The organism is Streptomyces sp. NPDC003011, assembly GCF_053591515.1.
Genome location: NZ_JBSFTY010000016.1, coordinates 22,150 through 34,652, shown reverse-complemented (window position 1 = coordinate 34,652; position 12,503 = coordinate 22,150). Strand labels below are relative to the sequence as shown.

Below are 12,503 nucleotides of genomic sequence, written 5' to 3'. Positions count from 1 at the left end.
GGTTGCGCAATGCGCTCCTGCAATCGTCTGGGAAGGTACTACCCCCATGCCGCTCGCGCTTCTGGCCCTCGCGATCGGGGCCTTCGGAATCGGAACGACCGAGTTCGTGATCATGGGCCTGCTGCCCGAGGTCGCGGGTGACTTCAGGGTCTCCATCCCCACCGCCGGCTTCCTGGTGACCGGCTACGCCCTCGGTGTCGTGTTCGGCGCCCCTGTGATGACCGTGCTCGGCACGAAGGTCTCCCGCAAGCGGATGCTGATGCTGCTGATGGGGCTGTTCATCATCGGCAATGTGCTGTCCGCCCTCGCCCCGGCCTTCTCCGTCATGCTCATCGGCCGGGTGATCGCCTCACTCGCCCACGGGGCCTTCTTCGGCATCGGCTCGGTCGTCGCGGCCGACCTCGTCGCACCCGAGAAGAAGGCCGGGGCCATCGCGATGATGTTCACCGGTCTGACCGTCGCCAACGTGGTCGGGGTCCCGCTCGGCACTCTCGTCGGGCAGTCCGTCGGCTGGCGCGTCACCTTCGGGATCGTCGCTCTCCTGGGCGTCGTCGGCCTGCTCGGTGTCGCCAAGCTCGTTCCCGACATGCCCAGGGCGGAAGGCGTCCGCCTGCGCCACGAACTGGCCGCCTTCAAGAACGTGCAGGTACTGCTCGCGATGGCGATGACCGTCCTCGGTTTCGGAGGCGTCTTCGCGGCCATCACCTACATCGCGCCGATGATGACCCACGTCGCCGGCTTCGCCGACGGCTCGGTCACCTGGCTGCTGGTCCTCTTCGGCCTCGGCATGGTCGGCGGCAACCTCATCGGCGGCAGGTACGCCGACCGCGCCCTGATGCCCATGCTCTACGTCTCCCTGGGCGCCCTCGCCGTCGTGCTGGCGCTCTTCACGCTCACCGCCCACCACAAGGCCCTGGCGGCTGTCACGATCGCGCTGATCGGCGCCCTGGGCTTCGCCACCGTCCCGCCTCTGCAGAAGCGGGTCCTCGACCAGGCGCACGGCGCCCCGACCCTGGCCTCGGCCGTGAACATCGGTGCCTTCAACCTCGGCAACGCGCTGTCCGCCTGGCTCGGCGGTCTCGTGATCTCGGCCGGCTTCGGCTACACCGCCCCCAACTGGGTCGGTGCCGCCCTCGCAGCGGCCGCCCTGCTCCTCGCCTTCCTCTCGGCCGCCCTGGAGCGCCGTGACAGCAAGCCCAGCATGGTGGTCGCGGAGGCCGTGCCGACCGACCAGCCGGCTGCCGTCCACCGCTGAGTCACCACGGCGCCGTACCGGCCCCAGGGCTTGAGCTGTACGGAACCGGAATGCGTCGGCCCTCGGAGACTCCGAGGGCCGACGTCGTCGGGTTACAACGCCGGGTTACAACGCCTCAGCCCGCCGCCACCGTCAGCGGGGCGAACCGTCGGCTCCAGTCGCCGGGCGGCTCCGCGATGCCGTACGTCAGGACGGCGTTGAAGGCCACGGATGTCAGACCCCGCTCCTTCGCCCACGCCAGCAACTCCTCGTGCCGTACGTCGATGTCGGTGCGCAGGGGACGGTCGGTGTGGGCGGCGAGGGAGGTGAGCAGGGCCTTCGCGGTCCGGGTGTCGCGGGCGATCAGAGGGCCCACGACGTGAGTCTCCATGTTGGGCCACGCGGCCGCGTACCCGATGATCCGGCCCTTCTCCTCGGCGACGCGCAACTGGTCCGCGAAGGCGGGCAGCCGGGTGATGATGTGCGTGCGATCGGCGCCGAACACCTCCTCGTCGAGCCGCAGGAGGGCGGTGAGGTCCTCGGCGGTGGCCGGACGTGTGGCGATCCCGGACGTCGTTCCCTCCGGTGTGAAGTGTCCGCACAGCATTTCGGCCCGGCCGGTCACCTTGAAGCCGAGTTCCTCGTAGAGCGGGCGGCCGTTCGGCGTGGCGTGCAGTGTCAGTGGTGTGGTGCCCATGGACGAGACGACGTGACGCATGAACCGGCGCCCCACGCCTTGGCGGGCATGCCGTTCGGCGACCAGGACCATGCCGATGGCCCCGAGGTCGGGTCGGTGCGGCGGTCCGTACTCGGTGACCACACAGGCGGCGACGAGTCCGCCGTCGGGATCGTCGATGCCGTAACCCTTCCCGGCGGTGAGGAGGAAGCCCCACTTGTGCTCCTCGCGTGGCCACCCCCGGTCCTCGGACAAGTCGGAGCAGGCGGCGTGATCGCGCAGCGTCAGACGGCGGATGGGCAGAGCGATGGGGGAAGGAGTGGGCACGCAGGTCAGGCTGTCCGACAGAGTGCCTCGCCGTCCACCTCTTTCCGCGGGCTCGTACGGGCTTTTGGTCATGCCATGGGCAACCCCGCAGTGCGGGAAGAGAAGCTGGGTGTTTCACGTGAAACATCGGCGAACGGAGCCTGTCCGGCGGTGGTCGGTCAAGGAGCGGATCGGCGCGCCCGCTGGAAATCCCCGGCAACTCGGCCCGCGAGCGGACCGCGGTCTGTCCAGGCTGCCGACCCGCTCCTCCAGGGAGGATCTGTGGGAAGTCTATGAATTGGTGTGGCACGCCCGGTAATTGAGGGAATTCACGGTTCGCCCCCTGTCTCATTCATGGAGGAGGAGGGGGGAGTTGTGTGCGGACCGGCGGCCGGTATGGTCGACTCCGGTTCGCGTCGGGGCGAGGTGCACATCCTGTGCACCCTGTGCGAACCCAGAGCAAGGCAGTGCAGCCTAACGGGACGGAGAGATCGAAGACCCGCATTTCTGGTTACGCGGCCCGGCCCCCCCCACTGGGTGGGACGCTGCGGTGAGAGGAGTGCGGCCAATGTCACACTCTCGCCTTACTTGTCCGTACGGAGCCGGAACACGGGTTGAATGTGGCCGCATTGGCTGCGGCAGTGAATGCGGAGAGCAAGCCGTCTGCGGGGGAAAGAAGGCATCTTCCGACCGAGGAAGTGCGCAGACCGACTGAGAGATGTTCGAGGCGAGGCACACCATGGACGCTCCGACCACCACGTCGGCCGACAACGGCACTTCCGGCGGCGGGGGCGGCTGGTTCACGCCGCACAAGCAGCCGACACCGGCCGGTGGGGGACAGCAGGCAGCGGGCGAGGGCAGTCGTCTGGCCGCGCTGCGCCCGGTGGGCAGGACCACGACAGGCACCGGCTCGGCCCCTCGTGCGGAGGAGTCCACACCGCCTGTCACGACCGACGACGCCCCACTGCCCACCTCGACCGTCGACCAGGCCGACCAGGCCGACCAGGCAGGGTCGCGCACCTCGACGGTCGCCGAAGCGCGGCAGTCCGTCCCGGCCCCGGACGAAATGCGGCAGTCCGTCCCGGCCCCGGACGGCATACCGCGGCGCACGGCAGCCGAGGAACCGGCCCCGATACCGGCTGGCCCGAGAGCGGCCGGCGCGCCTCACGGCCCCTCGATATCGCCCCCCGCCTCCGCTCCCACCCCGAGCGAGGCGCCCGCCGCAGCATCGCCCACTGCGGCCCCGTTCACGGCGGCGCCGCCCACCGAAGCCCCCCCGAGTGGTCAGCGCGTCCCCGCCCAGCGGTCCGCCCCGCCGCCCCGGGGCGCCTCGCCGGACGCCGTGCTCATCCGTCAGACCATGGCCGAGGTCGGCCCCGTCGCCGACAAGGTCACTTCGTACTTCTACGCGCTGCTCTTCGTACGCCACCCCGATCTGCGGTCGCTGTTCCCGGCGGCGATGGACACCCAGCGGGACCGGTTGCTCAAGGCCCTGCTCACCGCGGCCGAGCACATCGACAACACCGCGGTCCTCGTCGACTACCTGCAGAACCTCGGTCGCGGCCACCGCAAGTACGGCACCCGAGCCGAGCACTATCCGGCCGTCGGCGAATGCCTCATCGGCGCGCTGAGCAAGTACGCCACGCAGTGGAACGCGGAGACGGAGGCCGCATGGGTCCGGGCCTACACGACGATCTCGCAGGTCATGATCGACGCGGCGGCCGCAGACGAACTGCGCGCCCCGGCCTGGTGGTACGCGGAGGTCGTCGCGCACGACCTGAGAACACCGGACGTCGCGGTCGTCACCGTCCGCCCGGACCAGCCCTACCCCTTCCTCGCCGGGCAGTACACGAGCCTGGAGACCCCCTGGTGGCCGCGGATCTGGCGGCACTACTCCTTCGCCTCCGCACCCCGTTCCGACGGTCTGCTGTCGTTCCACGTGAAGGCCGTCCCGGCGGGGTGGGTCTCCAACGCGCTGGTGCATCGCGCGCGCCCCGGGGACATCATCCGCCTCGGTCCGCCGGCCGGGTCGATGACCGTGGACCACACCTCCCACAGCGGACTGCTCTGCCTGGGCGGCGGCACCGGCATCGCGCCCATCAAGGCGCTGGTCGAGGATGTCGCCGAGCACGGGGAGCGACGGCCGATGGAGGTGTTCTACGGCGCCCGCACCGACCACGATCTCTACGACATCGACACGATGCTCAGGCTCCAGCAGTCCCACCCGTGGCTCTCGGTCCGTGCGGTCGTCGACCAGCAGGCACACCTCCAGCTTCCCGACGCCATACGCGAGTACGGCCCGTGGAACGAGTTCGACGCCTATCTGTCGGGCCCGCCCGGCATGATCCGCAGCGGTTTGCACGCGCTCAGGGACAGCGGTATCCCGTCCGAGCGCATACGCCACGACTCGGTGGAGGAACTCGCGGCCGTCCAGTGAACCGCCGGCCGCCGACCGAGGCCTGAGGCTCTGAGCCCAGTCCCAGTCCTGGCGCTGGTGAGCCGGCCTCCGGCGATTCCGAGCCGAGGCCTGGCGAGGCGTCGCGTCGAGAGGCCGGCGGTCGTCAGCCCAGGTCCGGCGCGTGCATGGCGCGTACGCCCTCGATGTTGCCGTCCAGATAGTGCCGCAGGGACAGCGGTACGAGGTGGACGGAGGCGATGCCCACCCGGGTGAAGGGCACCCGCACGATCTCGTACTCGCCGATCGGTTCGTCCACCTCGGGGCCGTGACGCAGAGCCGGGTCCATCGACTCCAGGTGGCAGACGAAGAAGTGCTGCACCTTCACGCCGGTCGCGCCACCGTCGTCGCCGATGTGCTCGACGGTGTCGACGAAGCACGGCACCACGTCGGTGATCTTGGCGCCGAGTTCCTCGTACACCTCGCGGTGCAGAGCGTGGACGACGGTGGGGTCCTCCGGTTCGACCCCGCCGCCGGGTGTGACCCAGTAGGGATCCATACCGGGCTTGGTGCGTTTGATCAAGATCAGGTCGTCGCCGTCCAGCAGAACGGCACGAGCGGTGCGCTTGACCACGGGTCGGTCGGTCATGGGAGGAATGTGGCCCGGCTGGTTCCACGTGAAACATCGCGAAACGTCACCGATAGGATTCGTTGCGTCACCAGGCCGAATCGGTGCTCCGCACCAGCCGTCGGCCGCCCGCAGCAGCTACACGTGAGCCCGTGCGATACGGCGGCATGGCGAGCGTTCCGTCCGGACCGCACAAACGCTTGGGGACGGTCCGAGCCAGGAGGGGGAGGCTCGGACCGTCCGTTGTCCGGGTATGTGGCCGCAGACCATCTGCTGCGACTGCGACTGCGACTGCGACTGCGACGGCGGCTGTACAGCGCTCAGCGGGCCGACGCGTCCAGGGCCCGCAGCACGTCCGCCACCAGGTCTTCGGGATCCTCGGCGCCGACCGAGAAGCGGATGAAGCCCTCCGGCACGGCGTCTCCGCCCCACCGGCCGCGTCGCTCCGCCGTGGACCGCACTCCGCCGAAGCTGGTCGCGTCGTCCACCAGCCGCAGCGCGTCGAGAAAACGGTCGGCACGCGCGCGCGTGGACAGCGTGAAGGAGACCACGCACCCGTAGCGCCGCATCTGCCGCGAGGCGACCTTGTGCGACGGGTCGTCGGGCAGTCCCGGATAACGCAGTCCGGTCACCTCGGGCCGCTCGCGCAGTGCCTCGGCGAGCATCAGGGCGCTCGCGTTCTGCCGGTCGACCCGCAGCTGGAGCGTGGCGATCGAACGGTGGGCGAGCCAGGCTTCCATGGGCCCCGCGATCGCCCCCACGATCTTGCGCCAGCGGCGTACCGCGGCCATGGCCTCGGCGTCCCGGCCGGTGACGTATCCCAGGAGGACGTCCCCGTGTCCGGTCAGCTGCTTGGTGCCGCTGGCCACGGAGAAGTCGGCGCCGAGCTCCAGCGGACGCTGCCCGAGCGGTGTCGCGAGCGTGTTGTCGACCGCCACCAGCGCGCCCCGCGCGTGTGCCGCCTCGACGAGCCGCCGGATGTCGCACACATCCAGCCCGGGGTTCGACGGACTCTCGATCCACAGCAGCTTCGCGCCGTCGAGGACGTTCAGCTGGGCGTCGCCGCCGGTCGGCGCGGTGCGCACCTCGATCCCGAACGCCTCCAGCTGCGCGCGCACCAGAGGCAGCGCCTGGTAGCCGTCGTCGGGCAGGACGACCGTGTCCCCGGCGCGCAGCTGTGAGAAGAGCACCGACGAGATGGCGGCCATCCCGGAGGCGAAGACGAGCGTCTCGACGCCGTCCTGCCCGGGTGCCTCCAGTTCGCCGATGGCGTGCTCCAGCAGGGTCCAGGTGGGGTTGTCGTCGCGCCCGTAGGAGTACGGACCCGTCACCTCGCCCGGCAGATGGAAGTGCGCGGCGAAGACCGGGCCGGGCAGCGTCGGCTCGTGCTTGACCGGATCGGGCAGCCCGGCCCGCACCGCGCGCGTACCGTCACCGCTGCGGGCGGGCAGCCCCAGTCCATGGGTGCCGTCACTCCCGTCGGGCTGCCCCTGCCCACGGGTGCCGTCATCGCCACCGGACAGGCCCTGCCCGCTCGTCCCGCTCGTCCCGCTCATGCCGCCCGACCCTTCACGTCCTCGCGCACCGAGGCGAGCAGCCCTTCGCTCGCCGCCTCCACCATCTCAAGACACTTCTCGAAGCCGTCCATGCCCCCGTAGTACGGGTCCGGGACGTCGAGGCCGGCGCCCGCTGCATCGGTCGGCACCTCACTCGCCGAGGGGTGGTGGCCGGGCAACGGGCGGGCGTAGGAACGCAGCAGCCGGACCTTGTCCGCGTCCTGCGCGGTGGGCGCGAGGCGGCGCAGGGCCTTGAGGTGACTCGTGTCGAGGGCGACGACGAGGTCGAGGCGGGAGAACCACGAGGCCTGGAACTGCCGGGCGATGTGCGCGCTGTCGTAGCCGTTGTTCCGCAGGACGGTGACGGTGCGCGGGTCGGCGCCATCACCCTCGTGCCAGCCGTCCGTGCCGGCGCTGTCGACCTCCACCAGAGCGCCGAGCCCGGACTCCTGGACGCGGGCGCGGAAGACCGACTCGGCCATCGGGGATCGGCAGATGTTGCCGGTGCAGACGAAGCAGACGCGGTAGGTCATGGCGTGCTCAGTCCTCGTCGGGCAGGACGACGTGGAGCGCCCAGGACACGATCGAGATGATCAGGCCGCCGAGGACGGCGGTCCAGAAGCCCTCCACGTGGAAGCTCAGGTCGAGCTTGTCGGCCAGCCACGAGGTGAGCAGCAGCATCAGGGCGTTGATCACCAGCGTGATCAAGCCGAGCGTCAGGATGAACAGAGGGAGGGTGAGCAGCTTCACGACGGGCTTGACCAGGAAGTTCACCAGGCCGAAGAGCAGGGCGACGAGGATCAGCGTCCAGATCTCCTTGCCGGTGCTGTCACCGGACAGAGTGATCTTGTCGAGCAGCCAGACGGCGACCGCCAGGGCGCCCGCGTTGGCGATCGTCTTGACTACGAAATTCTTCATGTGTCTGATCGTGGCAGACGAGATCGGTTACGAGCACGGCGAGGGCGGACGAAGTCGATGAAGGCATTCCGGTTGGACGAGCTGGAGGCGGAGCGCGCCGCCAACGATGGCGCCTACCTGCAGTTCCTGCGGGAGCGGAACATGTCGGTCGGCCTGTACGCGCTCGACGCGGGTGAGCACGACCCGCAGCAGCCGCACAATCAGGACGAGGTGTACTTCGTGGTGAGCGGGCGCGCCGCCATCACCGTCGGCATGGAGACCACCCAGGTGGCACGCGGCAGCGTGGTCTACGTACCGGCCGGTGTCGCGCACAAGTTCCACCACATCAGCGAGGACCTCAGGGTGATGGTGGTGTTCTCTCCGCCCGAGAGGTGACCTGTGACCTCGGGGTTCCCTAGGGGATCAGTCAGGGGCGGACAAGGGGTGCGGAGCCCCCGCCGACCCCCTGGTCCGCCTAGCATCGAGTGCAGGACGTCGGAAGATCCGGCAGCGGACGTGCCGGGCACAGGAGAGGTTGGGACGATGCGAGAGATCTTCTCGGGACTGCCGTGGTGGGTGAAGTGGGTCGCGGTGCCGGTCGTCGCCCTGGTCGTGTTCGGCGGAGTGATCGCCAGCGTCGTCGGCTTCGTGATCGGACTGCTGTTCAAGGTGCTGGTCTTCGTGGCACTGGTGGGCGGACTCATCTACGTCGTACGGAAGTTCACGGCGAGCTCCTCGTCGCGCGGCGACTGGTGAGCGGCGCGTGCGCCCGGTGTGACCAGGGCGACGAGTGAGAGGTCAACGTGAGGTGACCGGGGATCGGTAACAGGAATCACCGGTTCCCTCACGCGAGGGAAGTTTTCCGGGCAGGCCGTCTGCGGGCCGAGGCGGACGATTAGAGTCCGGAACTCGTCGCGGGGACCGCCCCCGTGAGCGGCGTACCCCCTCCCGTGTTCCCCCGCACGGGCCGCCCCCTCGCGCTTCGGGAGTGCACCTTGGCCACGGTTCACACCGCCCCCGCCGATCCCCCCGCATCCTCCCCGACCGCCGTCCCGGCCCGCATCCGGCCCCCCGGGCAACCCGCACCGCCGGCCGGGCCGCCACGCCCGACGGCACCTCCCGAGCGGCCGGCGCCATCGGCACCGCCCCGCCCGACCGCGCCCCCTCCCGCGCAGCGGCACGTACCGCCGTCCTCCGCGCCTCCGCACTCCACGACCCTCATCGGGTCGGTACAGCGCGCCATGCGCCTGCTGGAGGCCGTCGCCGAGCACGCGTACGGGGCCCCCGCCAAACAACTGGCGCGCGAGACGGGTGTGGCGCTTCCGACGGCCTACCACCTGCTGCGCACCCTCGTCCATGAGGGCTATCTGCGCCGGGACAAGGGGCTGTTCTTCCTCGGTGAGGCGGCCGAGCGGCTGGGCAGCAGCGGAGCGCGGCAGAAACGTCGCAGCACCGTCGTCGACACACTCGCCGACTGGCGTGACGCCCTCGGAGTCCCCGTCTACTACGCCATGTACCGCGACGGCGAGATCGAGGTCGTCTGCGTCTCCGACACCCCGGGCAATCCGGCGGTCGAGGAGTGGGCCGACTTCCGCGAGACGGGCCACGCGCACGCCATCGGCCAGTGTCTGCTGGCCCAGCTGGACGAGGACGCCCGCCGCGACCACCTCGACCGCCACCCCGTGCAGTCCATCACCCCGTACACGGTGCGTGACGGCCACAGCATGCTCCGGCGGCTCGAACGCATGCGGCGGATGGATCCGGTGACGGAACGGCAGGAGTACGCGCTGGGCACGGTGTGCGCGGCGATTCCGATCACGGTGGGGACGACGGCCGCGACCATGGCCATCTCCCTTCCCGCGCATCAGGCGGATCGTCTGCCTGCGGCGACCCGCCAGTTGCAGGACGAAGTGGGACGGCTGCTGGGGTCACTCGCGATCTCTATCAGCATTTGAAAACTCACTCCTTGTGATCTGGCGTACACGTTGAGCAAGATGCCAACAGTGTCAGAGGGGTCATTCCCGGCCAGACGACGTCACACGACGGGGTAGGCGATGCGCGAGTCCGTACAGGCAGAGGTCATGATGAGCTTTCTCGTGTCCGAGGAGCTCTCCTTCCGCATCCCGGTGGAGCTGCGCTACGAGACCTGCGATCCCTACGCCGTCCGGCTGACCTTCCATCTGCCCGGCGATGCCCCGGTGACCTGGGCGTTCGGCCGCGAGCTGCTGATCGACGGGGTGGGCCGGCCATGCGGCGAGGGGGACGTACGGGTCACGCCCGCAGACGCCGACACGCTGGGTGACGTGCTGATCCGGCTTCAGGTCGGCAGCGACCAGGCGCTGTTCCGCTCGTCCACGGCCCCGCTGATCGCCTTCCTCGACCGCACCGACAAGCTGGTGCCGTTGGGCCAGGAGGGTGCCCTGGCCGACTTCGACGCCCACCTCGACGAGGCACTGGACCGCATCCTCGCGGAGGAGCAGAGCGCGGGCTGAGGCGTCACGCCCTGCGAAGGTGGCGGAACGCTTCAGCCGCCCCGGCCGCGGAGGCGCAGGAACGCTTCTGCTCAGGTGGCTGGGGCGGGGAGTGATTACGTTCGGTGACTAGGTCGGCGGCTACCGCTCCAGCTCCGTGCCCTCGGCTCCAGCTGCGGCTCCATGGTGTGTCGACGGGCGTCGACACGAGGTGCCGTCGACACGAGCTGTATGTACGAGCGAGCGGTACGCACCTGTTGCCACTGAGCGGGTTGGGCGTCCTTTGACGCCGCGGGTGGCCCCTGAGGGCCACCCGCTCCCACCTCAACGCCTGCGCCGACGTCCCTTACCGCCGCGTGCCGGAGCCGGGCGGGCGCCCGCAGATGCCGGTCCCGTCCCTGTCCCCGTTCCGCCTGCCGCCCCCGCCCCCACGGCCGCCGTCTCCGCTCCCGGCCGGTCGGCCGAGACGACCAGGGCGGCCAGAGCCGTGGTGACCGGCACCGAGGCGACCAGGCCGATCGACCCCACCAGCGTGCGCACGATCTCTTCCGCGACCAACTCACTGTTGGCGACCGTCCCCACGCTGCTCTGGGCGATCGAGAAGAGCAGCAGCAACGGCAGCGCGGCGCCCGCGTAAGCGAGGACGAGCGTGTTGACGACGGACGCGATGTGGTCGCGGCCGATGCGGATGCCCGCCCGGTAGAGCCCGCGCCAGCCCATGGACGGATTGGCCTCGTGCAGCTCCCAGACCGCGGACGTCTGCGTGACCGTCACGTCGTCCAGGACACCGAGCGAACCGATGATGACGCCGGCGAGCAGCAGACCGCTCATGTCGATCGCCGGGTAGAGACCGTGGATCAGACCCGTGTTGTCGTCCGTGTTGCCGGTGAGCGCCGCCCAGTCGATGAACAGCGAGCCGAGGACACCGATCAGCAGCAGGGAGATCAGTGTGCCGAGCACCGCCACGGAGGTTCTGGCCGACAGGCCGTGGCACAGATACAGGGCGATGAGCATGATGGCGCTCGACCCGACCACCGCCACGACCAGCGGATTCGATCCCTGCAGGATCGCGGGCAGGACGAAGAAGTTCAGGAGCAGGAAGCTGATGGCCAGCGCGACCAGCGCCATGACACCGCGCAGCCTGCCCACCACCACGACGGCGAGGGCGAAGATGCCGGCGAGCAGGGACATCGGCAGCCTGCGGTTCACGTCGGTGACCGAGTACTGCAGGTCCCGCGGCGCGGAGGGCTCGTAGGCGACCACGACCTTCTCGCCCTGGTCCAGCTGCCGTGACTGGTCCGGCTGCACGATCTCCGTGAACGTACGGCCCTTGTCCTTGCCGGTGTCGACCCGGATCGTCGCCCTCTTGCAGGTGCCGTTCGCCTGCTGCTGGGCGGACGAGCCCTCGGCGGTGGAGGTGTCGCCGGTCGGCGTGCCCCCGGAGGCGTTCACCGACTCGCAGCTCAGAGTCTCGACCTTGGTGACCGTCGCCTGCTGGGTCTGCCGGTCGAAGCCGACGCCGGTGCGCTCGTGCGCCGGCGCACCCCCGGGCCACAACACCGCGAGCCCGACCACCACCGCGGCGGCGAACGGGATCAGGACGGCGGCGATGACCTTGCGCAGATGCTTGGAGACGGGCGCGGCCGGCCCATGACTGTGCGAGTGGCCGTGCCCGCCACCGGGGCCGGGATCGCCATGACCGTGACCGCCCCCCGAGCCGTTGCCACCGTGCCCCTGCCCGCCTCCGGAACCGTCACCGCCGTGGCCGTGACCGGGTCCGCCACCGGAGTCGTGACCGTGACCGGACGCACCGCCGGAGCCCTGCCCGTGCCCGTGCCCACCGCCGGAGCCCTGGCCCTGCCCGTGCCCGTGCCCACCGCTGGAGCCCTGGCCCTGCCCGTCAGCGAATCCGGCGCCCTGGACGCGTCTGCCGCCCCGGGCACCGAAAAAGTCATGGCCGTCTCCCTGGCCACTTCCGTGGCCGCCGCCGGGCGCGCCACCAGAGCTGTCACCAGCGCCGTTTCCACGGCCGTCGCCACGTCCGCCGTCGTCTCCGTTGCCGTTCCCGCCGCCCGGCCCGCGCGGCGGCTCGGATGGCGGGAACGGGAACTGCTGTGTCGTGGTCACCGACCGATCATCGCAAGAACGACAGAGGCCCTCTGTTCACCGCGCCCGAATTGACGCTAGCGTGGAGGCACCTTTGAACACGCGGGAGCTCGGAGCACCGGGCTGAGAGGGCGCTGACCTCCGTCCCAGCCATGTTTCACATGAAACATCGCCACAAGCGAGTGATGTTTCACACGAAGCAATGGCAGACGGACATCGCTGCGTCGACCGCCG

12 protein-coding genes are annotated in these 12,503 nt (G+C 70.0%); 6 read left to right on the top strand and 6 right to left on the bottom strand.

All coding sequences use genetic code 11. From position 1 onward, the window contains the following. The first annotated feature begins 46 nt into the window (after window positions 1–46). Window positions 47–1,255: an MFS transporter gene (locus ACWD0J_RS11150; protein WP_451495493.1), complete on the top strand. Its 1,209-nt coding sequence runs from the start codon at window positions 47–49 to the stop codon at window positions 1,253–1,255. A gap of 115 nt (window positions 1,256–1,370) precedes the next feature. On the opposite strand, the gene ACWD0J_RS11145 is transcribed toward ACWD0J_RS11150, so the two are convergent. Further along, window positions 1,371–2,237, bottom strand: a complete 867-nt coding sequence (locus ACWD0J_RS11145; protein ID WP_451495492.1) for a GNAT family N-acetyltransferase — start codon at window positions 2,235–2,237, stop codon at window positions 1,371–1,373. A gap of 718 nt (window positions 2,238–2,955) precedes the next feature. Here ACWD0J_RS11145 and ACWD0J_RS11140 point away from each other — a divergent pair. Next, on the top strand, window positions 2,956–4,653 hold the full coding sequence (locus tag ACWD0J_RS11140; protein WP_451495491.1) for a globin domain-containing protein: 1,698 nt from the start codon (window positions 2,956–2,958) through the stop codon (window positions 4,651–4,653). A gap of 124 nt (window positions 4,654–4,777) precedes the next feature. Here the strand turns inward: ACWD0J_RS11140 and ACWD0J_RS11135 are convergent, their stop codons facing one another. The 4 genes from ACWD0J_RS11135 to ACWD0J_RS11120 all read right to left on the bottom strand — a co-directional run bounded on the left by ACWD0J_RS11135 (window position 4,778) and on the right by ACWD0J_RS11120 (window position 7,713). Continuing rightward, window positions 4,778–5,260: an NUDIX domain-containing protein gene (locus ACWD0J_RS11135; RefSeq protein ID WP_451495490.1), complete on the bottom strand. Its 483-nt coding sequence runs from the start codon at window positions 5,258–5,260 to the stop codon at window positions 4,778–4,780. Window positions 5,261–5,559: 299 nt separating this feature from the next. Next, window positions 5,560–6,795, bottom strand: coding sequence for a cystathionine gamma-lyase (locus ACWD0J_RS11130; protein WP_451495489.1), 1,236 nt, complete (start codon window positions 6,793–6,795; stop codon window positions 5,560–5,562). Continuing rightward, window positions 6,792–7,328, bottom strand: coding sequence for a low molecular weight protein-tyrosine-phosphatase (locus ACWD0J_RS11125; protein WP_451495488.1), 537 nt, complete (start codon window positions 7,326–7,328; stop codon window positions 6,792–6,794). Before ACWD0J_RS11125 ends, ACWD0J_RS11130 begins: the two co-directional genes overlap by 4 nt. A 7-nt stretch (window positions 7,329–7,335) precedes the next feature. Next, window positions 7,336–7,713, bottom strand: a complete 378-nt coding sequence (locus tag ACWD0J_RS11120) for a phage holin family protein (protein WP_451495487.1) — start codon at window positions 7,711–7,713, stop codon at window positions 7,336–7,338. A gap of 57 nt (window positions 7,714–7,770) precedes the next feature. Between ACWD0J_RS11120 and ACWD0J_RS11115 the strand changes: the two genes are divergently transcribed. The 4 genes from ACWD0J_RS11115 (at window position 7,771) to ACWD0J_RS11100 (ending at window position 10,184) form a co-directional block, all read left to right on the top strand. Continuing rightward, a complete protein-coding gene (locus ACWD0J_RS11115) occupies window positions 7,771–8,088 on the top strand; it encodes a cupin domain-containing protein (RefSeq protein ID WP_286063445.1) in 318 nt (105 codons plus the stop codon). 147 nt (window positions 8,089–8,235) lie between these two features. Next, window positions 8,236–8,448, top strand: a complete 213-nt coding sequence (locus ACWD0J_RS11110) for a DUF5326 family protein (RefSeq protein ID WP_451495486.1) — start codon at window positions 8,236–8,238, stop codon at window positions 8,446–8,448. Between the two features lie 485 nt (window positions 8,449–8,933). Continuing rightward, window positions 8,934–9,647 (top strand): IclR family transcriptional regulator, encoded by a 714-nt coding sequence (locus tag ACWD0J_RS11105; RefSeq protein WP_451495485.1) that lies wholly within the window; start codon window positions 8,934–8,936, stop codon window positions 9,645–9,647. Window positions 9,648–9,746: 99 nt separating this feature from the next. Next, a complete protein-coding gene (locus tag ACWD0J_RS11100) occupies window positions 9,747–10,184 on the top strand; it encodes an SsgA family sporulation/cell division regulator (protein ID WP_451495484.1) in 438 nt (145 codons plus the stop codon). Between the two features lie 303 nt (window positions 10,185–10,487). Here the strand turns inward: ACWD0J_RS11100 and ACWD0J_RS11095 are convergent, their stop codons facing one another. Then, the gene (locus tag ACWD0J_RS11095) at window positions 10,488–12,290 is read right to left on the bottom strand and encodes a YibE/F family protein (RefSeq protein ID WP_451495483.1); all 1,803 of its coding nucleotides are present in this window, start codon (window positions 12,288–12,290) and stop codon (window positions 10,488–10,490) included. Window positions 12,291–12,503: the final 213 nt, after the last annotated feature.

What these genes read in the sequence shown, in the direction of transcription:
- ACWD0J_RS11150 (WP_451495493.1), top strand. Translation starts at nt 47, where the DNA reads ATGCCGCTCGCGCTTCTGGCCCTCGCGATCGGGGCCTTCGGAATCGGA.
- ACWD0J_RS11140 (WP_451495491.1), top strand. Translation starts at nt 2,956, where the DNA reads ATGGACGCTCCGACCACCACGTCGGCCGACAACGGCACTTCCGGCGGC.
- ACWD0J_RS11135 (WP_451495490.1), bottom strand. Translation starts at nt 5,260, where the DNA reads ATGACCGACCGACCCGTGGTCAAGCGCACCGCTCGTGCCGTTCTGCTG.
- ACWD0J_RS11130 (WP_451495489.1), bottom strand. Translation starts at nt 6,795, where the DNA reads ATGAGCGGGACGAGCGGGACGAGCGGGCAGGGCCTGTCCGGTGGCGAT.
- ACWD0J_RS11125 (WP_451495488.1), bottom strand. Translation starts at nt 7,328, where the DNA reads ATGACCTACCGCGTCTGCTTCGTCTGCACCGGCAACATCTGCCGATCC.
- ACWD0J_RS11120 (WP_451495487.1), bottom strand. Translation starts at nt 7,713, where the DNA reads ATGAAGAATTTCGTAGTCAAGACGATCGCCAACGCGGGCGCCCTGGCG.
- ACWD0J_RS11115 (WP_286063445.1), top strand. Translation starts at nt 7,771, where the DNA reads ATGAAGGCATTCCGGTTGGACGAGCTGGAGGCGGAGCGCGCCGCCAAC.
- ACWD0J_RS11110 (WP_451495486.1), top strand. Translation starts at nt 8,236, where the DNA reads ATGCGAGAGATCTTCTCGGGACTGCCGTGGTGGGTGAAGTGGGTCGCG.
- ACWD0J_RS11105 (WP_451495485.1), top strand. Translation starts at nt 8,934, where the DNA reads ATGCGCCTGCTGGAGGCCGTCGCCGAGCACGCGTACGGGGCCCCCGCC.
- ACWD0J_RS11100 (WP_451495484.1), top strand. Translation starts at nt 9,747, where the DNA reads ATGCGCGAGTCCGTACAGGCAGAGGTCATGATGAGCTTTCTCGTGTCC.